Annotated in this window: 21 protein-coding genes; 3 read left to right on the forward strand and 18 right to left on the reverse strand. The window is 71.2% G+C overall.

Annotation, left to right across the window (positions count from 1 at the left end):
- The first annotated feature begins 200 nt into the window (after window positions 1-200).
- Window positions 201-1,433, forward strand: coding sequence for a fumarylacetoacetase (fahA, locus tag ACIGO8_RS05350; RefSeq protein WP_399724008.1), 1,233 nt, complete (start codon window positions 201-203; stop codon window positions 1,431-1,433).
- 42 nt (window positions 1,434-1,475) lie between these two features.
- On the opposite strand, the gene ACIGO8_RS05355 is transcribed toward fahA, so the two are convergent.
- The 16 genes from ACIGO8_RS05355 to ACIGO8_RS05430 all read right to left on the reverse strand — a co-directional run bounded on the left by ACIGO8_RS05355 (window position 1,476) and on the right by ACIGO8_RS05430 (window position 19,396).
- Complete coding sequence (locus tag ACIGO8_RS05355; RefSeq protein WP_399724010.1) at window positions 1,476-2,300, reverse strand: carbohydrate-binding protein; 825 nt, start codon at window positions 2,298-2,300, stop codon at window positions 1,476-1,478.
- A gap of 42 nt (window positions 2,301-2,342) precedes the next feature.
- Window positions 2,343-3,284, reverse strand: coding sequence for an AraC family transcriptional regulator (locus ACIGO8_RS05360; RefSeq protein WP_399724015.1), 942 nt, complete (start codon window positions 3,282-3,284; stop codon window positions 2,343-2,345).
- A gap of 159 nt (window positions 3,285-3,443) precedes the next feature.
- Window positions 3,444-5,105 carry an NADH-quinone oxidoreductase subunit NuoN gene (gene nuoN / locus ACIGO8_RS05365; protein ID WP_399724018.1) on the reverse strand — a complete coding sequence of 554 codons (1,662 nt, stop codon included), beginning with the start codon at window positions 5,103-5,105 and terminating at the stop codon, window positions 3,444-3,446.
- A complete protein-coding gene (locus ACIGO8_RS05370; RefSeq protein WP_399724020.1) occupies window positions 5,102-6,688 on the reverse strand; it encodes an NADH-quinone oxidoreductase subunit M in 1,587 nt (528 codons plus the stop codon). The genes nuoN and ACIGO8_RS05370 overlap by 4 nt, the downstream gene beginning before the upstream one ends.
- Window positions 6,689-6,693: 5 nt before the next feature.
- Window positions 6,694-8,634: an NADH-quinone oxidoreductase subunit L gene (nuoL, locus tag ACIGO8_RS05375; protein WP_399724022.1), complete on the reverse strand. Its 1,941-nt coding sequence runs from the start codon at window positions 8,632-8,634 to the stop codon at window positions 6,694-6,696.
- Window positions 8,635-8,644: 10 nt separating this feature from the next.
- The gene (nuoK, locus tag ACIGO8_RS05380) at window positions 8,645-8,944 is read right to left on the reverse strand and encodes an NADH-quinone oxidoreductase subunit NuoK (RefSeq protein ID WP_399724024.1); all 300 of its coding nucleotides are present in this window, start codon (window positions 8,942-8,944) and stop codon (window positions 8,645-8,647) included.
- On the reverse strand, window positions 8,941-9,798 hold the full coding sequence (locus ACIGO8_RS05385) for an NADH-quinone oxidoreductase subunit J (RefSeq protein ID WP_399724027.1): 858 nt from the start codon (window positions 9,796-9,798) through the stop codon (window positions 8,941-8,943). Before ACIGO8_RS05385 ends, nuoK begins: the two co-directional genes overlap by 4 nt.
- Complete coding sequence (gene nuoI / locus ACIGO8_RS05390; RefSeq protein WP_399724030.1) at window positions 9,795-10,409, reverse strand: NADH-quinone oxidoreductase subunit NuoI; 615 nt, start codon at window positions 10,407-10,409, stop codon at window positions 9,795-9,797. The genes ACIGO8_RS05385 and nuoI overlap by 4 nt, the downstream gene beginning before the upstream one ends.
- The gene (gene nuoH, locus ACIGO8_RS05395) at window positions 10,402-11,730 is read right to left on the reverse strand and encodes an NADH-quinone oxidoreductase subunit NuoH (RefSeq protein ID WP_399724340.1); all 1,329 of its coding nucleotides are present in this window, start codon (window positions 11,728-11,730) and stop codon (window positions 10,402-10,404) included. Before nuoH ends, nuoI begins: the two co-directional genes overlap by 8 nt.
- Before the next feature lie 29 nt (window positions 11,731-11,759).
- Complete coding sequence (locus ACIGO8_RS05400) at window positions 11,760-14,240, reverse strand: NADH-quinone oxidoreductase subunit G (RefSeq protein WP_399724033.1); 2,481 nt, start codon at window positions 14,238-14,240, stop codon at window positions 11,760-11,762.
- Window positions 14,237-15,586 carry an NADH-quinone oxidoreductase subunit NuoF gene (gene nuoF / locus ACIGO8_RS05405; protein ID WP_399724036.1) on the reverse strand — a complete coding sequence of 450 codons (1,350 nt, stop codon included), beginning with the start codon at window positions 15,584-15,586 and terminating at the stop codon, window positions 14,237-14,239. The genes ACIGO8_RS05400 and nuoF overlap by 4 nt, the downstream gene beginning before the upstream one ends.
- Window positions 15,586-16,329 carry an NADH-quinone oxidoreductase subunit NuoE gene (gene nuoE, locus ACIGO8_RS05410; protein WP_399724040.1) on the reverse strand — a complete coding sequence of 248 codons (744 nt, stop codon included), beginning with the start codon at window positions 16,327-16,329 and terminating at the stop codon, window positions 15,586-15,588. Before nuoE ends, nuoF begins: the two co-directional genes overlap by 1 nt.
- The gene (locus ACIGO8_RS05415) at window positions 16,326-17,648 is read right to left on the reverse strand and encodes an NADH-quinone oxidoreductase subunit D (protein WP_399724042.1); all 1,323 of its coding nucleotides are present in this window, start codon (window positions 17,646-17,648) and stop codon (window positions 16,326-16,328) included. Before ACIGO8_RS05415 ends, nuoE begins: the two co-directional genes overlap by 4 nt.
- Complete coding sequence (locus tag ACIGO8_RS05420; protein WP_399724045.1) at window positions 17,645-18,376, reverse strand: NADH-quinone oxidoreductase subunit C; 732 nt, start codon at window positions 18,374-18,376, stop codon at window positions 17,645-17,647. The genes ACIGO8_RS05415 and ACIGO8_RS05420 overlap by 4 nt, the downstream gene beginning before the upstream one ends.
- An 88-nt stretch (window positions 18,377-18,464) precedes the next feature.
- The gene (locus tag ACIGO8_RS05425) at window positions 18,465-19,019 is read right to left on the reverse strand and encodes an NADH-quinone oxidoreductase subunit B family protein (RefSeq protein WP_265863904.1); all 555 of its coding nucleotides are present in this window, start codon (window positions 19,017-19,019) and stop codon (window positions 18,465-18,467) included.
- 17 nt (window positions 19,020-19,036) lie between these two features.
- Window positions 19,037-19,396, reverse strand: coding sequence for an NADH-quinone oxidoreductase subunit A (locus ACIGO8_RS05430; RefSeq protein WP_003956195.1), 360 nt, complete (start codon window positions 19,394-19,396; stop codon window positions 19,037-19,039).
- 658 nt (window positions 19,397-20,054) lie between these two features.
- Here ACIGO8_RS05430 and ACIGO8_RS05435 point away from each other — a divergent pair.
- Complete coding sequence (locus ACIGO8_RS05435) at window positions 20,055-20,879, forward strand: C40 family peptidase (protein WP_399724048.1); 825 nt, start codon at window positions 20,055-20,057, stop codon at window positions 20,877-20,879.
- Window positions 20,880-20,963: 84 nt separating this feature from the next.
- On the opposite strand, the gene ACIGO8_RS05440 is transcribed toward ACIGO8_RS05435, so the two are convergent.
- Complete coding sequence (locus tag ACIGO8_RS05440) at window positions 20,964-21,833, reverse strand: NAD(P)-dependent oxidoreductase (RefSeq protein ID WP_399724051.1); 870 nt, start codon at window positions 21,831-21,833, stop codon at window positions 20,964-20,966.
- A gap of 103 nt (window positions 21,834-21,936) precedes the next feature.
- Between ACIGO8_RS05440 and ACIGO8_RS05445 the strand changes: the two genes are divergently transcribed.
- Entirely contained in the window at window positions 21,937-22,911 is a 975-nt protein-coding gene (locus tag ACIGO8_RS05445; RefSeq protein WP_399724054.1) for a GlxA family transcriptional regulator, read from the forward strand.
- On the opposite strand, the gene ACIGO8_RS05450 is transcribed toward ACIGO8_RS05445, so the two are convergent.
- Window positions 22,877-24,163 carry a geranylgeranyl reductase family protein gene (locus tag ACIGO8_RS05450; RefSeq protein WP_399724057.1) on the reverse strand — a complete coding sequence of 429 codons (1,287 nt, stop codon included), beginning with the start codon at window positions 24,161-24,163 and terminating at the stop codon, window positions 22,877-22,879. The two genes, ACIGO8_RS05445 and ACIGO8_RS05450, sit on opposite strands and share 35 nt — an antisense overlap.
- Window positions 24,164-24,172 lie beyond the last annotated feature (9 nt).

Consider the following 24,172-nt stretch of genomic DNA (forward strand, 5'->3'; position numbering starts at 1 on the left):
AAGACGACGGACGGAGTTGGGGGGCCGCCGCGCCTGCGGGTGTCTCACGCGGCGCGGCAGCCCGGCGAACATATGACCGAGGTAAAGGTCCGACAGTTGCCCACCGGGTCGGCACTTCCGGTGTGACCTCGCTCACCCTCCCGGCCCTCGCGCGCGCCGTAACGTGTCCTCCACACACCTGGAAAGCGAGGCAAGCACCGATGCCCGAGCAGAGCCCGCTCGACCTGCCCGAGGGCGACCCCTTCGGCCCGCACAACCTTCCGTACGGCGTCTTCTCCACCGCCGACGAGCCCGAGCGGCGGAGGCTCGGCGTCCGGATCGGCGGGCATGTGCTCGACGCGGGCGCCGCGGCGCACGCCCTCGGATCTCCCTACGCCGCGCTGCTCGCGCAGCCCAGCCTCAACCCGCTGCTCGCGGCCGGCCGCACCGCCTGGCGCGACGTGCGGCGCGCGCTCACCGGCTGGCTGACCGTGCCCGCGCACCGGCCGGTCGTGGAGCCGCTGCTCCACCCGCTGGACGCGGTCACCCTGCACCTGCCGTACGAGGTCGCCGACTACGTCGACTTCTACGCCAGCGAGCACCACGCCACCAACGTCGGCCGGATCTTCCGTCCCGACGGCGACGCGCTCACGCCCAACTGGAAGCACCTGCCGATCGGTTACCACGGCCGCGCCGGCACCGTCGTCGTCTCCGGCACCGACGTCGTCCGCCCGGCCGGCCAGCGCAAGACGCCCGCCGACCCGGCGCCGGTCTTCGGCCCGTCGGTCAAGCTGGACATCGAGGCGGAGGTCGGCTTCCTCGTCGGCACGCCGTCCGAGCTGGGCCGGCCGGTCGCGCTGGGCGACTTCCGCGAGCACGTCTTCGGTCTGACGCTGCTCAACGACTGGTCGGCGCGTGACATCCAGGCCTGGGAGTACGTCCCGCTGGGCCCGTTCCTCGGCAAGTCCTTCCAGACCTCCGTGTCGGCGTGGGTGACGCCGCTGGAGGCCCTGGACGCGGCCCGCGTCGCGCCGCCCGCCCGGGACTTCGGCCTGCTGCCGTACCTGGACGACTCCACGGAGGAGGAGCCCGGCGGCTTCGACCTGCGGATCACCGTCAGCATCAACGGCGAGGCGGTGGCCGAGCCGCCGTTCTCCACCATGTACTGGACGGCCGCCCAGCAGCTCGCCCACATGACCGTCAACGGCGCCTCCCTGCGCACCGGTGACCTGTACGGCTCCGGTACGGTCTCCGGCCCCGAGGTCGGCCAGCGCGGCTCGCTCCTGGAGCTCACCTGGAACGGCCGCGACGCGCTCGAACTGTCCGACGGCAAGCGGACGTTCCTGGAGGACGGCGACGAGGTCACCCTGACCGCCTGGGCCCCGGGCCCGGACGGCACCCGGGTCGCCCTCGGCGAGGTCACCGGCCGGATCGTGCCGAACGCCGCGGCCTGACCTCCTCGGCCGGCCGGGAGCCGCCGTCCCGGTGCCGGTGCCTCAGGCCGCCCGCCACAGGGCGGGCACCGTCGGCGGCTCCCAGCCGGGCTGGGCCGTGTGCGCCTGAAGGCACACATAGGCCCGCCCGGCGTAGGTGACCGCGTCCCCGGCCCGGTACGCGGTCCCCACGGCCCAGGTGCCGCCGGGCGTGGTCGGCGTCGGGGTCGGCGTGGGCGTCGGCCCCGGGGTCTGCGGCACGTCGAGGACGACGTCGAACGCCGCCTCCTTGGCTCCGCCCGCGTCGCGCACGGTCATCAGCAGCCGTGCGTCGAATATCGAGTCGGTGTTGTTGCGCGGTTCTCCCGGGAAGTACAGCTGGGTGGTCAGGACCGGCCGGCCCGGGGCCTGCACCTTGACGTGGAGGTGCCGGGTGCGCCCCGGATAGAGCCCGGGCACGATCGTGCTGAGCTTGAAGGAGCCGTCGGCGCCGGTGAACTGGTGGCCCCGCAGGCGGAAGCCCGCGTTGTCGTAGGCACCGTTGGTGTCGGCCTGCCAGAAGTCGAGCAGCGCCCCGGCCACCGGCAGGCAGGCCCGCCCGAAGACGTAGCCGCTGAGGGTGAGCCGCACGCCGGGCAGCCCCGGCTCCAGGAGGCTCGACCGCAGAGGCGAGGCGGGCTTGAAGTAGGGGCCTTCGATCTGCTCGACGGTGGGGTGGTCGCCGTCGTCGCACTCCGGCGTGAGCGCGGGCGCGACGGTGCCGCCGGTGAGGGTACGGGCGAGCGCGGGGACGCCCATGAGCACCGTGGGGACGGCCATGCCGGCCGCGACGGCCGCCCGCAGGACCGCCTTGCGGGTGATGTGCCCGGTGCTGGTCTCGCTGTCCATGCCTGCTCCTCGAGTGGGGGGGCTGAACGATCGACCAGAAACCTAGGGCGCGGCCGGGCCCGCTTCGATGGACGGAACCCGGCGGTCGTGGTGCTTTCGGAAGTCGCCCGGGCTCATCCCGACCTCCCGGCGGAAGAAGCGGCAGAAGTACGCCGGGTCCTCGAAGCCCGTCCTGGCCGCGACCTGCCGCACCGACAGGTCCGTACGGGCCAGCAGGCGTTGGGCCTCCTGGGCGCGGGCCTCCCGCAGCAGTCCGGCCGGCGTGCGGCCCAGCACCGCCCGTACGGCCTCGGTGAGATAGCCGGGAGTGACACCGATCCGTTCCGCGCACTCCCGTACGGACCGGGCGCCGTCCGCTCCGGTACGGGCGGCGAGCCGGGCGAACTCCTCGGCGACGGCCGCCTGCCGTCCGGGTGGCGGCGGGCGCCGGCGGCCCTCGGCGCGGTCGCCGAGCCGGGCCGTGCGCACCAGCAGGACGTGCAGCAGCGACCGGAGCACGGTGGCGAAGCCGGCGTCGACCTGGCCGTACTCCTCGGTGAGTTCGGCCATCAGCCGGGCGGTGCGGGCGTGCGCGGCCGGGTCGAGGCGGAGCCAGGGATGTTCGCCCAGGCGGCGCAGGAGTTCCCGGTCGCCCGGGTGGTCGAGCAGGAACTCGGGAGTGAACAGGACGACGGTGCCGTCGAGGTCGCGGGCGTCCTCCCAGTGGTGGACCTGGCCGGGCAGGATCAGGCCCAGGTGCGGCGGGCGCAGTTCCCACCGGGCCAGGTCCACGACGTGGGTGCCGGTGCCCCGGGTGACGTGGACGAACTCGTAAAAGGTGTGGCGGTGCGGGAAGGCGGCCCGGGACATCGGGCCGATGCTGTCGAAGCTGCCGACGGCGAACGGCACGCCGTCGGGGAGGCGTACCTCCAGCCGGTGGACGGGCAGCGCGCCGGGCCCGGGCTCGGCGCAGGCGGTGCCGGGCGGCACGGTGGTGCCCCGCATCGTGCGGCCTCCCTCAACTGGTCGAGACCAATCCGGTCCTCCACGATGGCACAGCGACCTTGGCGGGGCGACCCGTTGGGCGCTCGGTGGCCGAAGGCCGACGCGGAAGGGCCCGGCCGCCGCGGTGCGCGGAGGCCGGGCCCTTGGGGCGCGGTACGGCTAGCGGACGAACACGCCCGCCTGGTTGGCCAGGTCCAGGAAGTACTGCGGCGCGAAGCCGAGCACCAGCGTGACCACCACACCGGCCGTGATGGCGAGCGAGGTCAGGCCCGAGGGCACGGCGACGGTGGGGCCGTCCGCCTTCGGCTCGCTGAAGAACATCAGCACGATCACCCGGATGTAGAAGAACGCGGCGACCGCCGACGAGACCACACCGACCACGACGAGCGCGCCCGCGCCGCCGTCCGCCGCCGCCTTGAACACCGCGAACTTGCCGGAGAACCCGGAGGTCAGCGGAATGCCGGCGAAGGCGAGCAGGAACACCGCGAAGACCGCCGCGACCAGCGGCGAACGGCGGCCGAGCCCGGCCCACTTGGACAGGTGCGTGGCCTCGCCGCCCGCGTCGCGCACCAGCGTGACCACGGCGAAGGCGCCGATCGTCACGAAGGAGTACGCGACCAGGTAGAACAGCACCGACGAGACGCCGCTCGGCGTGGCCGCGATGACACCGGCCAGGATGAAGCCGGCGTGCGCGATCGACGAGTAGGCCAGCATCCGCTTGATGTCGGTCTGGGTGATCGCGACGATCGCACCGCCCAGCATGGTGACGATGGCGACGGCCCACATGACCGGCCGCCAGTCCCAGGTGAGGCCGGGCAGCACCACGTACAGCAGCCGCAGCATCGCGCCGAACGCGGCGACCTTGGTGGCCGCGGCCATGAAGCCGGTGACGGGCGTCGGCGCGCCCTGGTAGACGTCCGGCGTCCACATGTGGAAGGGGACGGCGCCGACCTTGAAGAGCAGGCCCGTCATCACCATGGCAAAGCCGATGAGCAGCAGGACGTCGTTGCCCATGGTGGCGGCGAGCGCCGGGTCGATGGCGGTGACGTCGCCGCTGACGACGTCGGCGACGGTGGCGTACGACACGGAGCCCGCGTAGCCGTAGAGCAGGGCGATCCCGAAGAGCAGGAACGCCGAGGAGAAGGCGCCGAGCAGGAAGTACTTGACCGCGGCCTCCTGCGACATCAGCCGCTTGCGGCGGGCGACGGCGCACAGCAGGTAGAGCGGGAGCGAGAAGACTTCCAGGGCGATGAAGAGCGTCAGCAGGTCGTTGGCGGCCGGGAAGACCAGCATGCCGGAGACCGCGAACAGGGCCAGCGGGAAGACCTCGGTGGTGGTGAAACCGGCCTTGACGGCCGCCCGCTCCTGCTCGCTGCCGGGGACGGCGGCGGCCTCGGCGGCGAAGGAGTCGACCTTGTGGCCGTGGTCGGCCGGGTCGAGCCTGCGCTCGGCGAAGGTGAGGACGGCGACGATCGAGGCGAGCAGGATCGTGCCCTGGAGGAACAGGGCGGGTCCGTCGACGGCGATGGCGCCCATGGCCGCGATGTGGGCCTTGGTGGTGCCGTAGCCTCCGGCGGCGAGGCCGACGACCGCCGCGAAGGCGGCGGCGAGGGCCAGGACGCTCAGGAACACCTGGCTGAGGTGGCGGCCCTTGCGCGGCACGAACGCCTCGACGAGGACGCTGAGGACGGCCGCGCCGACCACGATGAGCACCGGTGAGAGCTGGGTGTACTCGATGTGCGGTGCCGGGATCTTCTCGATCGGCCCGGCGGCCGTCGTCCACAGGGTGTGGACAGCGGGTGCGACGGCTGATGCGCTCACTTGGCCGCCTCCAGGTTTTGAATCGGCACAGAAGGCTGGGGGTCCTTCTGCTGGACATCGGACATGGTGTGCCGCACCGCCGGGTTGACGACGTCGGTCAGCGGCTTCGGGAAGACGCCGAGGAAGATCAGCACGGCGATCAGCGGGGCCACCACGGCGAGCTCGCGCGCCCGCAGGTCCGGCATGCTCCGGGTCTCCTCCTTCGCCGGGCCGGTCATCGTCCGCTGGTAGAGGACGAGGACGTAGAGCGCGGCGAGCACGATGCCGGTGGTGGCGATGATCCCGGCCACCGGATAGCGCGCGAAGGTGCCGACCAGGACCAGGAACTCGCTGACGAACGGGGCGAGTCCGGGCAGCGACAGGGTGGCGAGACCGCCGATCAGGAACGTGCCGGCGAGCACCGGCGCCGCCTTCTGCACACCGCCGTAGTCGGCGATGAGCCGCGAACCGCGCCGGGAGATCAGGAAGCCGGCGACCAGCATCAGGGCGGCCGTGGAGATGCCGTGGTTGACCATGTAGAGCGTGGCACCGGACTGGCCCTGGCTGGTCATCGCGAAGATGCCCATGATGATGAAGCCGAAGTGGGAGATCGACGCGTAGGCCACCAGGCGCTTGATGTCCCGCTGGCCGACCGCGAGCAGCGCGCCGTAGACGATGCTGATCAGGGCGAGGGCGACGATCACCGGTGTGGCCCACTTCGACGCCTCGGGGAAGAGGCCGAGGCAGAAGCGGAGCATCGCGAAGGTGCCGACCTTGTCGACGACCGCGGTGATGAGGACCGCGACCGGGGCGGTGGCCTCTCCCATCGCGTTCGGCAGCCAGGTGTGCAGCGGCCACAGCGGCGCCTTCACCGCGAAGGCGAAGAAGAAGCCGAGGAACAGCAGCCGTTCGGTGCTGGTCGCCATCTCCAGCGAGCCGTTCGCCCGCGCCTCGGCGATCTCGGTGAGCGAGAAGTTGCCGGCGACGACGTAGAGCCCGATGACCGCGGCCAGCATGATCAGGCCGCCGACCAGGTTGTAGAGCAGGAACTTGACCGCCGCGTAGGAGCGCTGGGCGGCCGCGTTCTCGTCCGTGCCGGCGTGGGCGCGGTCGCCGAAGCCGCCGATGAGGAAGTACATCGGGATGAGCATGGCTTCGAACAGGATGTAGAAGAGGAAGACGTCGGTGGCCTCGAAGGAGAGGATCACCATCGCCTCGACCATGAGGATCAGGGCGAAGAAGCCCTGGGTGGGCCGCCACCGCTTGGAGGAGGTCTCCATCGGGTCGGCGTCGTGCCAGCCGGCGAGGACGATGAAGGGGATCAGCAGCGCGGTGAGCGCGATCAGCGCCACCCCGATGCCGTCCACGCCGAGTTCGTAGCGGACGCCGAAGTCCTTGATCCAGGAGTGCGACTCGGTGAGCTGGTAGCGCTCGCCGCCGGGCTCGAAGCGGACGAAGACGACGGCCGCGAGCGCGAGCGTGGCGAGCGAGACGAGCAGCGCGAGCCACTTGGCGGCGGTGCGGCGGGCGGCGGGCACCGCGGCGGTGAGAACGGCGCCCACCGCGGGCACCGCTGCCGTCACCGTAAGGAGCGGGAAGGACATGGGAGTTACACCGCCCTCATCAGCAGGGTGACGGCGATGAGCACCGCCGTACCTCCGAACATGGAGACCGCGTACGACCGGGCGTAGCCGTTCTGGAGCTTGCGCAGCCTGCCGGACAGGCCGCCGACCGAGGCCGCGGTGCCGTTGACCACTCCGTCCACGAGGCTGTGGTCGACGTAGACGAGGGAGCGGGTCAGGTGGGTGCCGCCGCGGACGAAGACGACGTGGTTGAAGTCGTCCTGGAGCAGGTCGCGGCGGGCGGCCCGGGTGAGCAGCGAGCCGCGCGGGGCGACCACCGGCACGGGCCGGCGCCCGTACTGCAGCCAGGCGAGGCCGACGCCGAGCACCATGACCACGACGGTGGAGGTGGTGATCGCGGCGGCGCCGATCGGCGGGTGGCCGTGCTCGAAGCCGGTGACCGGCTCCAGCCACTTCACGAAGCGCTCCCCGACGCCGAAGAAGGCGCCGGCGAAGACCGATCCGAAGGCCAGCAGGATCATCGGGACCGTCATGGACTTCGGCGACTCGTGCGGGTGCGGCATCCGGCCTTCCGCGTGCTCGGCGGCCGGCTCGGCGCTGGCCACCTGGTCGGCGTCGGGCGCGGGCTGCCAGCGCTTCTCGCCGAAGAAGGTCAGGATCATCACGCGGGTCATGTAGTACGCGGTGATGGCCGCGCCGAGCAGGGTGACCGCGCCGAGGATCCAGCCCTCGGTGCCGCCCTTGGCGAAGGCCGCCTCGATGATCTTGTCCTTGGAGAAGAAGCCGGACAGGCCCGGGAAGCCGATGATCGCGAGGTAGCCGAGGCCGAAGGTGACGAACGTGACCGGCATGTACGTCCGCAGGGCGCCGTACTTGCGCATGTCGACCTCGTCGTTCATGCCGTGCATGACCGAACCGGCGCCGAGGAAGAGTCCGGCCTTGAAGAAGCCGTGGGTGACCAGGTGCATGATCGCGAAGGCGTAGCCGATCGGGCCGAGGCCGGCCGCGAGCATCATGTAGCCGATCTGCGACATCGTCGAACCGGCCAGCGCCTTCTTGATGTCGTCCTTCGCACAACCGACGATCGCACCGAACAGGAGCGTGACGGCGCCGACGACGGTGACGACGAGCTGGGCGTCCGGCGCCGCGTTGAAGATGTCGGCGGAGCGGACGACCAGATAGACACCGGCGGTCACCATGGTGGCGGCGTGGATGAGGGCCGAGACCGGGGTCGGGCCCTCCATCGCGTCGCCGAGCCAGGACTGCAGCGGCACCTGGGCGGACTTGCCGCAGGCCGCGAGCAGCAGCATCAGACCGATCGCGGTCAGCTTGCCCTCACCGGTCTCGCCGGTGGCCTCCAGGACCGGCCCGAAGGCGAAGGTCCCGAAGGTGGTGAACATCAGCATGATCGCGATGGACAGGCCCATGTCGCCGACCCGGTTGACCAGGAAGGCCTTCTTGGCGGCGGTGGCCGCGCTGGGCTTGTGCTGCCAGAAGCCGATCAGGAGGTACGAGGCGAGGCCGACGCCCTCCCAGCCGAAGTAGAGCAGGAGGTAGTTGTCGGCGAGGACGAGCAGCAGCATCGCCGCCACGAACAGGTTGAGATAGCCGAAGAAGCGGCGGCGCCGCTCGTCGTGCTCCATGTACCCGATCGAGTAGACGTGGATGAGCGTGCCCACGCCGGTGATCAGGAGCACGAAGGTCATCGACAGCTGGTCGAGCTGGAAGGCGATGTCCGCCTGGAAGCCCTCGACCGGGATCCAGCTGAACAGCCGCTGGTGCAGGGCCCGGTCGTCGGCGCTCTTGGAGAGCATGTCGGCGAACAGGGCCAGGCCGATCGCGAAGGAGGCGCCGGCCATCAGGGTGCCGAGCCAGTGCCCGGTCTTGTCGAGCCGCCGTCCGCCGCACAGCAGGACGGCCGCTCCGAGCAGGGGCGCCGCGACGAGCAGCGCGATGAGATTGTCCACGGTCAGCCCCTCACAGCTTCATCAGGCTGGCGTCGTCGACCGAGGCCGAGTGGCGGGCACGGAAGACGGACACGATGATCGCGAGTCCGACGACGACCTCGGCGGCGGCCACGACCATCGTGAAGAAGGCGATGACCTGGCCGTCGAGGTTGCCGTGCATACGGGAGAAGGTGACGAACGCGAGGTTGCAGGCGTTCAGCATCAGCTCGACGCACATGAAGACCACGATCGCGTTCCGCCGGATGAGGACCCCGGCCGCGCCGATGGTGAACAGCAGGGCGGCGAGATACAGGTAGTTGACGGGATTCACCGGGTGGCCTCCTCTTCGTCCCGGACCTGGTCACGGATGTCCCGGACGTCCTCCCGGTCCCGGCCGAGGCGCTCCTCGGAGCGCTGTTCGAGGGCCTTGAGGTCGGCGAGCGCCTCGCTCGACACGTCCCGGATCTGGCCGCGCTTGCGCAGGGTCGAGATGACGGTGAGGTCGGCGGGCGTGCCGTCGGGCAGCAGTCCGGCGATGTCCACCGCGTTGTGCCGGGCGTAGACGCCGGGCGCGGGCAGCGGCGGCACGTGCCGGCCCTCGCGGACGCGCTGCTCGGACAGCTCGCGCTGGGTGCGGGCGCGTTCGGTGCGCTCGCGGTGGGTGAGGACCATGGCGCCGACGGCGGCCGTGATCAGCAGGGCGCCGGTGATCTCGAAGGCGAAGACGTACTTGGTGAAGACGAGGGCGGCGAGGCCCTCCACGTTTCCGCCGTTCGCCGTGTTGGCCGTGCCGAGGCCGTTGAAGTCCTTCAGCGAGGCGTTGGCGATGCCGGCGGCCAGCAGGATGCCGAAGCCGAGCCCGCAGGCCGCGGCCCACCAGCGCTGGCCCTTGATGGTCTCCTTCAGCGAGTCGGCGGCGGTGACGCCGACCAGCATGACCACGAAGAGGAACAGCATCATGATCGCGCCGGTGTAGACGACGATCTGGACGATGCCCAGGAAGTACGCGCCGTTGGCGAGGTAGAACACCGCGAGGATGATCATCGTGCCGGCGAGGCAGAGCGCCGAGTGGACGGCCTTGCGCATGAGGATCGTGCACAGCGCGCCGATCAGGGCGACGGTGCCGAGCACCCAGAACTGGAAGGCCTCGCCGGTGGAGGTCGTGGCGGCGGCGAGCGCGCTCATCGGCCCACCACCTTCCCCGACGCCGGTTCCGACTCGCCGAACGTCGACTCGCCCTCCTGCGCCTCGCCCTTGGAGACGGCGACCTGACGGACGGTGCCGGGCGCGGCCTCGGTGACGGAGCCCCGGTAGTAGTCCTGCTCGTCGGTGCCCGGGTAGATGGCGTGCGGCGTGTCGACCATGCCCTCCTCCAGGCCGGCGAGCAGCTGCTCCTTGGTGTAGATCAGGTTCTCGCGGGAGGAGTCGGCCAGTTCGAACTCGTTCGTCATCGTCAGCGCGCGCGTGGGGCACGCCTCGATGCACAGCCCGCACAGGATGCAGCGGGCGTAGTTGATCTGATAGACGCGGCCGTAGCGCTCGCCGGGCGAGTAGCGCTCCTCGTCGGTGTTGTCGGCGCCCTCCACGTAGATGGCGTCGGCCGGGCAGGCCCAGGCGCACAGTTCACAGCCGACGCACTTCTCCAGGCCGTCGGGGTGACGGTTGAGCTGATGGCGGCCGTGGAAGCGGGGCGCCGTCGTCTTCTGCTGCTCCGGGTACTGCTCGGTCAGCCGCTTCTTGAACATGGCCTTGAAGGTCACGCCGAAGCCGGCCACCGGATTCTGGAAATCAGACACCGTCCGTCTCCTTTCCCTCACTCGCAGTAGCAGTATCGGAGCCACCACTGACAATCAGCTCCCGCTCGCCGCGGGGCCGGCGCCGCGGTACGGGCGGCAGGGACTGTCCGGGCTTGGGCGGTACGGGGAAGCCGCCCGCCATCGGGTCGAACGGCCGGGTGCTCTCGGCCGCGGGCGCCTGGCCCTTGGCCTTCTTGTCGCGGAAGAGGTCCACCACGAAGGAGAGCAGCAGCACCGCGAGGACGGCCCCGGCGACGTACAGCACGATCGACTGGAAGTCGTAGTTCTCGTTGCGCAGCGCGCGGACGGTGGCGACCAGCATCAGCCAGACCACCGAGACCGGGATCAGGACCTTCCAGCCCAGCTTCATCAGCTGGTCGTAGCGGACGCGGGGCAGCGTGCCGCGCAGCCAGATGAAGAAGAACAGCAGCAGCTGCACCTTGAGGACGAACCACAGCATCGGCCACCAGCCGTGGTTGGCGCCCTCCCAGAAGGTGCTGATCGGCCACGGGGCCCGCCAGCCGCCCAGGAAGAGGGTCACCGACACGGCCGAGACCGTCACCATGTTCACGTACTCGGCGAGCATGAACATCGCGAACTTGATGGACGAGTACTCGGTGTTGAAGCCGCCGACGAGGTCGCCCTCGGACTCCGGCATGTCGAACGGCGCCCGGTTGGTCTCGCCCACCATCGTGACGATGTAGATGATGAAGGAGACCGGCAGCAGGACGACGTACCAGCGGTCGGCCTGCGCCTCCACGATCGCCGAGGTCGACATCGACCCGGAGTAGAGGAAGACGGAGGCGAACGCCGCGCCCATCGCGATCTCGTACGAGATCATCTGCGCGCAGGAACGCAGACCGCCGAGCAGCGGGTAGGTGGAGCCGGACGACCAGCCGGCCAGCACGATGCCGTAGATGCCGACCGAGGCGACCGCGAGGACGTAGAGCATCGCGATCGGCAGGTCGGTCAGCTGCATCGTGGTGCGCTGGCCGAAGATCGACACCTCGTTGCCGGCCGGGCCGAAGGGGATCACGGCGATCGCCATGAAGGCCGGGATGGCGGCGACGATCGGCGCCAGCACGTACACGACCTTGTCGGCCCGGCGGACGATCACGTCCTCCTTCAGCATCAGCTTGATGCCGTCGGCGAGCGACTGGAGCATGCCCCAGGGACCGTGCCGGTTGGGCCCGATGCGCAACTGCATCCAGGCGACGACCTTGCGCTCCCACACGATGGAGAAGAGCACGGTCACCATGAGGAACGCGAAGCAGAACACCGCCTTGATCGCGACGAGCCACCAGGGGTCGCGCCCGAACATGGACAGGTCTTCCGCGGCGAGGAGCGTGTTCACGCCTGCACCTCCGTCGACGTGGTGGCCGGGCCGATACGGACCGGGTCGCCGGGCCGGGCGCCCGTGCCGGCGAGGACGCCGTGGCCCCGGGAGTTCAGCGGGAGCCAGACCACCCGGTCGGGCATCTCGGTGACGGCCAGGGGGAAGACGACCGAGCCGGTGGGACCGGTGACCTCCAGGAGGTCGCCGTCCTTCACGCCGGTGTCGGCGGCCGTCGCGGGCGACAGGCGGGCCACGGCGGCGTGGCGGGTGCCGGCCAGCGCCTCGTCGCCCTCCTGGAGGCGGCCCAGGTCGAGCAGCATCCGGTGGCCGGCGAGGACTGCCTCGCCGTCGCCGGGCCGGGCGGCGGCCTGGCCGGGCTCGGCCGGCTCGGAGGCCCGCTCGCCCCGCCAGCCGCCGAGGCGGTCCAGCTCGCGGCGCGCCGACCGCAGGTCGGGCAGCCCGAGGTGGGCGTCCATGGCGTCGGCCAGCATGTGCAGGACGCGGGCGTCGGTGGGCGGCAGCGGCCGGGTCATCTGCTCCGGCTTGAGCGCCGCCTCGAACATCCGGGCCCGTCCCTCCCAGTTAAGGAAGGTGCCGGGCTTCTCGGCGACCGCGGCGACCGGCAGCACCACGTCCGCCCGCTCCGTGACCGCGCCGGGGCGCAGCTCCAGGGAGACGACGAACGCCGCTTCGAGGGCCTCACGGGCGCGTGCCGGGTCCGGCAGGTCGTCGACGTCGACGCCGCCGACGAGCAGCGCGCCGAGTTCGCCGGTGGCGGCCGCCTCGACGATCTGGCCGGTGTCGCGGCCGTAACCGTGCGGGAGTTCGCGTACGCCCCAGACCGCCGCGACCTCATCGCGCGCGCGGGGATCGGTCGCGGGCCGGCCGCCGGGCAGCAGCGCCGGGATGGCGCCCGCCTCGACGGCGCCGCGCTCGCCGGCCCGCCTCGGGATCCACACCAGCTTCGCGCCGGTGGCGGTCGCGGCCCGCACGGCGGCGGTGAGCGCGCCGGGCACTCCGGCGAGCCGCTCGCCGACGGCGATGACGGCGCCCTCCTGGCGCAGCGCCTCGGCGGCGGCGAGCCCATCCGCCGAGAGCCCCACCCGGGAGGTGAGGGCGTCCAGCCACTCCGTCTCCGTGCCGGGAGCGGCGGCGAGCAGCGTGCCGCCCGCCTTCTCCAGGCCGCGGGTGGCGAACGCGGCGACCGCGTACGTCCTCTGGCCCTTCTTCCGCCAGGCCTTGCGCAGCCGCAGGAAGACGCCGGGCGCCTCCTCCTCGGCCTCCAGGCCGACGAGCAGCACGGCGGGCGCCGCCTCCAGCGAGGTGTACGTGATCCCCGAGCCGTCCAGGTCCCGGCCGCGGCCCGCGACGACGGAGGCCAGGAAGTCGGCCTCCTCGCCGGAGTGAACGCGGGCCCGGAAGTCGACGTCGTTGGTGTCGAGCGCGACCCGGGCGAACTTGGCGTACGCGTAGGAGTCCTCGACCGTCAGCCGGCCGCCCGCCAGGACGCCGGTGCGCCCGCGCACCAGCCCGCGCGCGGCGGCCTCCAGCGCCTCGGGCCAGGACGCCGCCTCGAGCACGCCGGCCTCGTTGCGCACCAGCGGCGTCGTCAGCCGGTCACGCTGCTGCGCGTAGCGGAAGGCGAAGCGGCCCTTGTCGCAGATCCACTCCTCGTTGACCTCCGGGTCCTCGGCGGCAAGGCGTCGCATGACCTTGCCGCGGCGGTGGTCGGTGCGGGTCGCGCAGCCGCCCGCGCAGTGCTCGCACACGCTCGGCGACGACACCAGGTCGAAGGGCCGGGAGCGGAAGCGGTAGGCGGCGGAGGTGAGCGCGCCGACCGGGCAGATCTGGATGGTGTTGCCGGAGAAGTACGACTCGAACGGGTCGCCGTTGCCGAGGCCGACCTGCTGGAGCGCGCCGCGCTCGATCAGCTCGATCATCGGGTCGCCGGCGACCTGCTGCGAGAAGCGGGTGCAGCGCGCGCACAGCACGCACCGCTCGCGGTCGAGCAGCACCTGCGTGGACAGCGGGATCGGCTTCTCGTAGGTCCGCTTGACGCCCTCGAATCGGGACTCGGCCTGCCCGTGCGACATGGCCTGGTTCTGCAGCGGGCACTCGCCGCCCTTGTCGCAGACCGGGCAGTCCAGCGGGTGGTTGATGAGCAGCAGCTCCATCACGCCGTGCTGGGCCTTCTCGGCGACCGGCGAGGTCAGCTGCGACCTGACGACCATGCCGTCGGTGCAGGTGATCGTGCAGGACGCCATCGGCTTGCGCTGGCCCTCTACCTCGACGATGCACTGGCGGCAGGCGCCGGCCGGGTCGAGGAGCGGGTGGTCGCAGAAGCGCGGGATCTCGATGCCGAGCTGTTCGGCGGCGCGGATCACCAGGGTCCCCTTGGGGACGGAGACCTCGATGCCGTCGATCGTCAGCGTCACGAGGTCCTCCGGCGGCACCGCCGCGGCCCCGCCGCCGGGGGCGGACGTGGTGACGGTCATGCGTTCACCTCCCGGTGCTTGTCCGCCCAGGCCGTCGACTTGGCGGGGTCGAAGGGGCAGCCCTTGCCCGTGATGTGCTGCTCGTACTCGTCGCGGAAGTACTTCAGGGACGAGAAGATCGGCGAGGCGGCGCCGTCGCCGAGGGCGCAGAAGGACTTGCCGTTGATGTTGTCGGCGATGTCGTTCAGCTTGTCGAGGTCGGACATGACGCCCTTGCCGGCCTCGATGTCGCGCAGCAGCTGGACGAGCCAGTAGGTGCCCTCGCGGCAGGGCGTGCACTTGCCGCAGGACTCGTGGGCGTAGAACTCGGTCCAGCGGGTGACGGCCCGCACGACGCAGGTGGTCTCGTCGAAGCACTGCAGCGCCTTGGTGCCCAGCATGGAGCCGGCCGCGCCGACGCCCTCGTAGTCGAGCGGGACGTCGAGGTGCTCGTCGGTGAACATCGGCGTGGAGGAGCCGCCCGGGGTCCAGAACTTCAGCCGGTGGCCGGGCCGCATCCCGCCGCTCATGTCGAGGAGCTGGCGCAGGGTGATGCCGAGCGGGGCCTCGTACTGGCCGGGCGAGGCGACGTGGCCGCTGAGCGAGTAGAGCGTGAAGCCCGGGGACTTCTCGGTGCCCATCGAGGTGAACCAGTCCTTGCCCTTGTTCAGGATCGCGGGAACCGAGGCGATGGACTCGACGTTGTTCACGACGGTGGGGCAGGCGTACAGACCGGCGACCGCGGGGAAGGGAGGGCGCAGCCGGGGCTGGCCGCGGCGCCCTTCGAGCGAGTCGAGCAGGGCGGTCTCCTCGCCGCAGATGTACGCGCCGGCGCCGGCGTGCACGGTGAGTTCGACGTCGAGTCCGCTGCCCAGGACGTCCTTGCCGAGGTATCCCGCCTCGTAGGCCTCCCGCACGGCCTCGTGGAGGCGGCGCAGCACGGGCACGACCTCGCCGCGCAGGTAGATGAAGGCGTGCGAGGAGCGGATCGCGTAGCAGGCGATCACGATGCCCTCGATGAGCGAGTGCGGGTTGGCGAAGAGGAGCGGGATGTCCTTGCAGGTGCCGGGCTCGGACTCGTCGGCGTTGACGACGAGGTAGTGCGGCTTGCCGTCGCCCTGCGGGATGAACTGCCACTTCATGCCGGTCGGGAAGCCGGCGCCGCCGCGTCCGCGCAGACCGGAGTCCTTGACGTACGCGATGAGGTCGTCGGGCGACATGGCGAGGGCCTTGCGCAGGCCCTCGTAGCCCTCGTGCCGCCGGTAGGTCTCCAGGGTCCAGGACTCCGGCTCGTCCCAGAACGCCGACAGGACGGGTGACAGCAGCTTCTCGGGGCTGCTGTTGTTGATCTCGGCCGCCAAGGTCATCACTCCCCCTCCTCACTGGCTGCCTCGCCGCGCGGATGGACGATTCGGTGGTGCGGGGACTCGCCCTTGGCCAGGCGCAGGCCGACCAGTGAGGCCGGTCCCGCGCCGCCGGTGGCCTCGACGGCGCCTTCGCGCTCGTCGGGGAAGCCGGCGAGGATGCGGGCGGTCTCCTTGAAGGTGCACAGGGGCGCGCCGCGGGTCGGGGCGACGGGCCGGCCGGCCCTCAGGTCGTCGACGAGCCGCTTGGCGGACTCGGGCGTCTGGTTGTCGAAGAACTCCCAGTTGACCATCACGACGGGCGCGAAGTCGCAGGCCGCGTTGCACTCGATGTGCTCGAGGGTGACCTTGCCGTCCGCGGTGGTCTCGTTGTTGCCGACGCCGAGGTGCTCCTTGAGCTCCTCGAAGATGGCGTCGCCGCCCATGACCGCGCACAGCGTGTTGGTGCAGACGCCGACCTGGTAGTCGCCGGAGGGCTTGCGCCGGTACATGGAGTAGAAGGTGGCGACGGCGGTGACCTCGGCGGTGGTCAGGCCGAGCATCTCGGCGCAGAACCGCATGCCGGTCCGGGTGACGTGGCCCTCCTCCGCCTGCACGAGGTGCAGCAGCGGCAGGAGCGCGGAGCGGGACCCCGGATAGCGGTCGACGATCGCCTTCGCGTCCTCTTCGAGGCGGGCGCGGACGTCGGCCGGGTAGTCGGGCGCGGGCAGCTGGGGCATCCCGAGACTGGTGTGTCCGTCCGTCATCGGTCGACGCCTCCCATCACGGGGTCGATGGACGCGACGGCGACGATGACGTCGGCGACCTGGCCGCCTTCGCACATCGCGGCCATGGCCTGGAGGTTGGTGAAGGACGGGTCGCGGAAGTGGACCCGGTAGGGGCGGGTGCCGCCGTCGGAGACGACGTGGACGCCGAGCTCGCCCTTGGGCGACTCGACGGCCGCGTAGGCCTGCCCGGCCGGGACCCGGAAGCCCTCGGTGACCAGCTTGAAGTGGTGGATCAGGGCCTCCATGGAGGTGCCCATGATCTTCTTGATGTGGTCGAGGGAGTTGCCGAGGCCGTCGGGGCCGAGGGCGAGCTGGGCGGGCCAGGCGATCTTCTTGTCGCCGACCATGACCGGTCCCGGCGCCAGACGGTCGAGGCACTGCTCGACGATCCGCAGCGACTGGCGCATCTCCTCCAGGCGGACCAGGAAGCGGCCGTAGGCGTCGCAGCTGTCGGCGGTGGGCACCTCGAACTCGTAGTTCTCGTAGCCGCAGTACGGGTCGGTCTTGCGCAGGTCGTGCGGGAGGCCCGCGGAGCGCAGGATCGGTCCGGTGGCGCCGAGCGCCATGCAGCCGGTGAGGTCGAGGTAGCCGACGTCCTGCATCCGGGCCTTGAAGATCGGATTGCCGGTGGCGAGCTTGTCGTACTCCGGCAGGTTCTTCTTCATGGTCTTCACGAACTCGCGCACGGCGTCGACGGCGCCGGGCGGCAGGTCCTGGGCGAGGCCGCCGGGCCGGATGAACGCGTGGTTCATGCGCAGGCCGGTGATCAGCTCGTACAGGTCCAGGATCATCTCGCGGTCCCGGAAGCCGTAGATCATGATCGTGGTGGCGCCGAGCTCCATGCCGCCGGTGGCGATGCACACCAGGTGCGAGGAGAGCCGGTTGAGCTCCATGAGGAGCACCCGGATGACGCTCGCCCGGTCCGGGATCTGGTCGGTGATGCCGAGCAGCTTCTCCACGCCGAGGCAGTACGCCGTCTCGTTGTAGAACGAGGTGAGGTAGTCCATGCGCGTGACGAAGGTGGTGCCCTGCGTCCAGGTCCGGTACTCGAGGTTCTTCTCGATGCCGGTGTGGAGGTAGCCGATGCCGCAGCGGGCCTCGGTGACGGTCTCGCCGTCGATCTCCAGGATGAGCCGGAGCACGCCGTGGGTGGACGGGTGCTGCGGACCCATGTTGACGACGATGCGCTCGTCGTCGGCCTTGGCGGCGGTCTGGACGACCTCGTCCCAGTCGCCGCCGGTGACCGTGTAGACGGTGCCTTCGGTGGTCTCGCGCGCGGAGGCGTCAGGAGTGTTCACGAGTACGACCTCCGCTGGTCCGGAGCCGGGATCTGGGCGCCCTTGTACTCGACGGCGATGCCGCCGAGCGGGTAGTCCTTGCGCTGCGGGTGGCCCTGCCAGTCGTCCGGCATCATGATCCGGGTGAGGGCGGGGTGGCCGTCGAAGACGATGCCGAAGAAGTCGTACGTCTCGCGCTCGTGCCAGTCGTTGGTCGGATAGACCGAGACGAGCGACGGGATGTGCGGGTCGGCGTCGGGCGCCGAGACCTCCAGGCGGATCAGCCGGCCGTGGGTGAGCGAGCGCAGGTGGTAGACGGCGTGCAGCTCGCGCCCCTTGTCGCCGAGGTAGTGGACGCCGGAGACGCCGGTACACAGCTCGAAGCGCAGGGCGGGGTCGTCGCGCAGGGTGCGGGCGACGCGGACGAGGTGCTCGCGCTCGACGTGGAAGGTGAGCTCGCCGCGGTCGACGACCGTCTTCTCGATCGCGTTCTCCGGGACGAGGCCCTGCTCCTCCAGGGCGCCCTCCAGCTCGTCGGCCACCTCGTCGAACCAGCCGCCGTACGGGCGGGTGGCGGGTCCGGGCAGGCGGACCGAGCGGACGAGGCCGCCGTAGCCGGAGGTGTCGCCGCCGTCGGCGGCACCGAACATGCCGCGCTGGAGGCGGACCTCCTCGCCGTGGTCACCGCGCTGGCCGGGCAGGTTCTGCGCGCTGAGTTCCTTCTCGGGGTTGGGTGTCTCGTCGCTCACGGTGCCGTCCCGTTCCCTTCTCCGCCCGCGCGGCGCGGAGGCGCGGCTTTCGTCGTCGGCTGCGGCCCGGTGGCCGCGCGTGCGTCGGTCACCTCAGCAGACCCTTCATCTCGATGGTCGGCAGCGCCTTGAGCGCCGCCTCCTCCGCCTCGCGGGCCGCTTCCTTCGCGTTCACGCCGAGCTTGGAGCCCTGGATCTTCTGGTGGAGCTTGAGAATCGCGTCCATCAGCATCTCCGGGCGCGGCGGGCAGCCCGGCAGATAGATGTCGACCGGGACGATGTGGTCGACGCCCTGCACGATCGCGTAGTTGTTGAACATTCCGCCCGAGGACGCGCAAACCCCCATGGAGATGACCCACTTGGGATTCGGCATCTGGTCGTAGACCTGCCGCAGGACGGGCGCCATCTTCTGGCTGACCCGGCCGGCGACGATCATCAGGTCGGCCTGGCGCGGGGAGCCGCGGAAGACCTCCATGCCGAAGCGGGCCAGGTCGTAGCGGCCCGCTCCGGTGGTCATCATCTCGATGGCGCAGCAGGCGAGGCCGAAGGTCGCGGGGAAGACGGAGGCCTTCCGGACCCAGCCCGCGGCCTGTTCGACGGTCGTCAGCAGAAAACCGCTCGGCAGCTTCTCTTCGAGTCCCATGGGTGCTCCTCAGCCCCTCAGTCCCATTCCAGGCCGCCGCGCCGCCACACGTACGCGTAGGCGACGAAGACGGTGAGCACGAAGAGCAGCATCTCCACGAGCCCGAAAAGCCCCAGGGCGTCGAAGCTGACCGCCCAGGGGTAGAGGAAGACGATCTCGATGTCGAAGACGATGAAGAGCATCGCCGTCAGGTAGTACTTGATCGGGAAGCGACCGCCTCCGGCCGGCGTCGGTGTCGGCTCGATGCCGCACTCGTACGCCTCGAGTTTCGCCCTGTTGTACCGCTTTGGCCCGATGAGCGTGGCCATGACCACGGAGAAGATCGCAAACCCCGCTCCCAGGGCACCGAGCACGAGGATGGGCGCGTACGCATTCACGCTCCTCGCTCCTTCCAGTCGTCCTTGACCGTTGGACCGCACCGTCGGCTCGCGGAAGATCGCCACATGTGAGGCAGTTCACAAGCCCGACGCCGCGTATCTTAAGCCCGGCCCTCTGTGATCTGCGACACGGGGTACGACAAGGACTTTGTGATCTCCACCACCCGACGAACGATCATGAAGTCGGATGAGCGGTGATCTTGCCACGCGAAGCACCCAGGCGATCACCATATGTGACATCCGCGCCGGAAAGCGCTGGTCGGAGGGGTCTTGCACTATCAAGCGCTGGGCACTACACGCAAATTGGCGATGGGACGCGCCCGAGTGATAAGGGAACCGGCCGTCGCCCGGTCGAGGGGTCCGGCGTACCCGGGTGGACACGTGCGCGCGTTCACGAGCCCCGATGTGACCTGCACCACACTACCTCGGCCACCGGAAGAGCGGGGCTTGGCCATCCACGTGAAGAGGTGGTAAGCGGCGGGCAATTCGGGCGTTTCATTGAAAACGCGTGATCAAGGCGGCAATGGGCCGTGACCGTTTTGCCCGTTACGGCGTCAATAAGGGTGCGAGAGAAGCGGATTAGAAGGTTCCGGACGTAACTGTGGCGCAACCCACGTTTCTTGAAGGGAACCGTGAAGCCCTGATAGCGGTTGTACTCATGTCCCAGACCGCTCACATACCCAGCCACCGGAAGCCCCGCCGCAGCGCCTCGAAGCTCGCGTTCCGGGCAGGAGTTGCCGGTGGCGTCCTCAGCACCATCGCGGTGGCCGGCGCCGCCGCGCCGGCGAACGCCGAGCCGGTGACCGAGACGACCCTCGAGATGCCCACCCTGGGCTCCCTCGACGCCGACCTCGCGAGCGCCGTCTCCGCCTCCGCCGAGGCGAGCCAGCAGGAGGCCTTGGACCAGACCCTGGCCGCCCAGGAGAACGCCGCCCTGCAGAAGGCCGCCAAGGACGCCAAGAAGGCCAAGGAGGAGGCCGACCGCAAGGCCGAGGCCGAGAAGGCCGAGAAGGCCCGCGCCGAGGCCCGCGAGCGCGCCTCCCGCACCGCGCAGCGCACCTCGCTCTCCGCGTACTCCGCGTCCGCCTCCGACAGCGGCTCCTCGAGCTCCTCCTCGCAGGCCGTCACCGGCTCCGCCGCCGCCATCGTGGCCTTCGCCCGCGCCCAGGTCGGCGACGCCTACGTCTCCGGCGGCACCGGCCCCAACTCCTGGGACTGCTCCGGCCTCGTGCAGGCCGCCTACCGCCAGGCCAACATCGACCTGCCGCGCGTCTCCAGCTCGCAGTCGAGCATGGGCACCTCCGTCTCCCTGAGCGACCTCCAGCCGGGCGACATCCTCTACTGGGGCAGCCGCAGCGGCTCGTACCACGTCGCCATCTACGTCGGCGGCGGCAAGTACGTCGGCGCGCAGAACCCGTCCACCGGTGTCGTCGAGCGCGACCTGGACTGGGACCCGCCGTCGGGCGCCGTGCGGATCCTCTGATCCCGCCCGCTCCGCGCACGGCGAAGGGCCGTCACTCCTCGGGGGAGCGACGGCCCTTCGCCGCGTCTCGTCCGGACCGGGCGGCTACTTCCGGAACGACTCGATGATCCTCGCGTAGCTGTCGCCGCCGTGTCCGGCCTCGACCGCCTCCCGCATCAGCTCCAGGTGCAGCCGCGGCAGCCGGTTGTCGATCCCGCGTTCCTCGCCCGCGTGCAGCAGGTGCGCGATCGACGCCACCTGGACGTCGATGGTGGCGTCGTCGCCCGGGTACTCCCCCGCGTCGATCTGCCCGGCGTACGTGGTGAGGAACCAGGACACCGTGCGCAGCCAGCGCACCGCCACCGCCGTGAACTCCGCGGCCGGCACCCCGTCCGCGCCCGCGAGCGCGGTGGCGTGCAGCCAGCCGCCGAAGACCGACCACATCAGGCCGAGCAGCCCGGCGTCGTACAGCGAGGCCAGGCCCGCGTCCGGGCCCAGGTCGACCGGGTCGCCGAGGACCTCCAGGGCCGGGCGGTGGGCGGCCAGGAGCTCCGGACCTCCCGCGTAGAGGATCATGTTGGCGCTGTCGCCGACGCCGGGCGGAGTGGTCATGATCCCGCCGTCGAGATAGCCGATGCCGTGCCCGGCGGCCCACTCGGCCGCCGCGCGGGCCTGCTCGGGCGAGCCGGAGGTGAGGTTGACCAGGACCCGGCCGCGCAGGGCGCCGGCGACCGGACCGAGGAGGGCGTGGACGGCGTCGTAGTCGAGGACGCAGACCACGACGAGCTCGCTCGCCGCGACGGCCTCGGCGACGGTGGCGGCGCGGACGGCGCCCCGCTCGACGAGCGGGGCGGCCTTGTCGGGCGTCCGGTTGAAGACGGTGGTGGGATGGCCGGCGGCGAGGAACGCGCCCGCGAGGGCGGCGCCCATCTGTCCGAGGCCGACGACGGTGACGGGAACAGGCTGTGTACGCATGGCTCCACGCTCGCAGCGCGGTGAGCGCGCCGACAGCGGCGGAACTGACCCGTGGCGCACGGTTCCTGCCACGGTGTCAGACGGTTCGCGTACGGTCGGGCCCATGAGCGCTGGAACGGTCGCCGTCGCCCTCGTCCCCGACGCACAGGGCGTCCTCTCTCCCTGGGACCTGTACGAGCTGTCCACGATCTCCATGGTGTTCGGAGTGCCGCACACCGACCTGGCCGACCCCTGGTACACGCTCCGCGTGTGCGGACCGGCCCCGCACGCCACGCACGGCTTCGACGGCCTGGCGGGCGCGGACACGGTCGTCGTGCCGTCGGTGCCGGACGCGGTGGCCGAGGGCCGCGGGGAGCTGCCGGCCGAGCTCGTCGCGGCGCTCCGGGAGGCGGACGCGGCGGGAGCCCGCCTGGTGTCGATGTGCACCGGCGCCTTCGCGCTCGCGGCGGCCGGGGTGCTCGACGGCCACCGCGCCGTCGTCCACCGGAACTACGCGCCCGCGCTGGCCGCCCGCCACCCGCGGGTGACCGTCGACGCCTCGGTGCTCTACACCGACGAGGGGCGCGTGCTCACCGGCGCGGGCGCCGCCGCCGGCCTGGACCTGTGCCTGCATCTCGTACGGAAGGACCTCGGCGCGGCGGTGGCGGGCGAGCTGGCCCGGCGGCTCGTCGTCCCGGCGCACCGGCCCGGCGGACAGCCGCAGTACGTGCCGGCGCCGCTGCCGCCGCGCGACGAGGACGACCTCGGCCCGGCGCTCCGGTGGGCCCTGGAGCGCCTGCACGAGCCGCTGACCGTGGAGCAGCTGGCCCGCCGGGCCCGGATGAGCCCGCGCACCTTCCACCGGCGGGTGCGGGAGGTGCACGGCACCACGCCGCTGCAGTGGCTGCTGCGGGAGCGGGTGGCGCGGGCGCAGGCGCTCCTGGAGGCGACCGATCTGCCGGTGGAGCGGATCGGCGAGGAGAGCGGCCTCGGGTCGGCGGCGAACCTGCGCCGCCACTTCACCCGTACGGTCGGCCTCTCCCCCACCGCCTACCGGCGCTCGTTCACGCCTTCGGGGCCACCTTCGAGAGGCCGTTGATGATGCGGTCCATCGCGTCGCCGCCCGTCGGGTCGGTGAGGTTGGCCAGCATCTTCAGCGTGAACTTCATGAGGACCGGGTGGCTCAGGCCGCGCTGGGTCGCGATCTTCATGACCTTCGGGTTGCCGATGAGCTTCACGAAGGCGCGGCCCAGCGTGTAGTAGCCGCCGTAGGTGTCCTTGAGGATCCGCGGGTAGTTGCGCAGCGCCAGTTCGCGCTGGGCGGGAGTGGCCCGGGCGTGCGCCTGGACGATGACGTCGGCGGCGATCTGGCCGGATTCCATCGCGTAGGCGATGCCCTCGCCGTTGAACGGGTTGACCAGGCCGCCGGCGTCGCCGACCAGCAGCAGGCCCTTGGTGTAGTGCGGCTGGCGGTTGAAGGCCATCGGCAGGGCGGCGCCGCGGATCGGCGTGGTCATGTTCTCCGGAGTGAAGCCCCAGTCCTCCGGCATGGACGCGCACCACGCCTTGAGCACCTCGCGCCAGTCCAGCTCGCGGAAGGCGGAGGAGGAGTCCAGGATGCCGAGGCCGACGTTGGAGGTGCCGTCGCCCATGCCGAAGATCCAGCCGTAGCCGGGCAGCAGCCGGTCCTGCGGGCCGCGCCGGTCCCACAGCTCCAGCCAGGACTCCAGGTAGTCGTCCTGGTGGCGGGGCGTGGTGAAGTACGTCCGGACGGCCACGCCCATCGGCCGGTCCTCGCGCCGGTGCAGGCCCATGGCGAGCGACAGCCGGGTGGAGTTGCCGTCGGCGGCGACCACGAGCGGCGCGTGGAAGGTGACCTCGCGCTTCTCCTCGCCGAGCTTGGCGTGGACGCCGGTGATCCGGCCGGTGCGGTCGTCGACGACCGGGGCGCCGACGTTGCAGCGCTCGTAGAGCCGCGCGCCGGCCTTCTGCGCCTGGCGGGCCAGCATCTCGTCGAAGTCGTCGCGCTTGCGGACGAGTCCGTAGTCCGGGTAGGAGGCGAGATCCGGCCAGTCGAGCTGGAGCCGGACGCCGCCGCCGATGATCCGCAGGCCCTTGTTGCGCAGCCAGCCGGCCTCTTCGGAGATGTCGATGCCCATGGAGACGAGCTGCTTGGTGGCGCGCGGGGTGAGGCCGTCGCCGCAGACCTTCTCGCGCGGGAACGCGGTCTTCTCCAGGAGCAGGACGTCGAGTCCGGCCTTGGCCAGGTAGTACGCCGTGGTCGAGCCGGCCGGGCCCGCACCGACGACGATCACATCTGCGCTGTGCTCGGACAGGGGCTGCTCGGTCACGGCGGGGTC

This window comes from Streptomyces sp. NPDC053493 (assembly GCF_044544825.1).
In the GTDB taxonomy this organism is placed as follows: domain Bacteria; phylum Actinomycetota; class Actinomycetes; order Streptomycetales; family Streptomycetaceae; genus Streptomyces.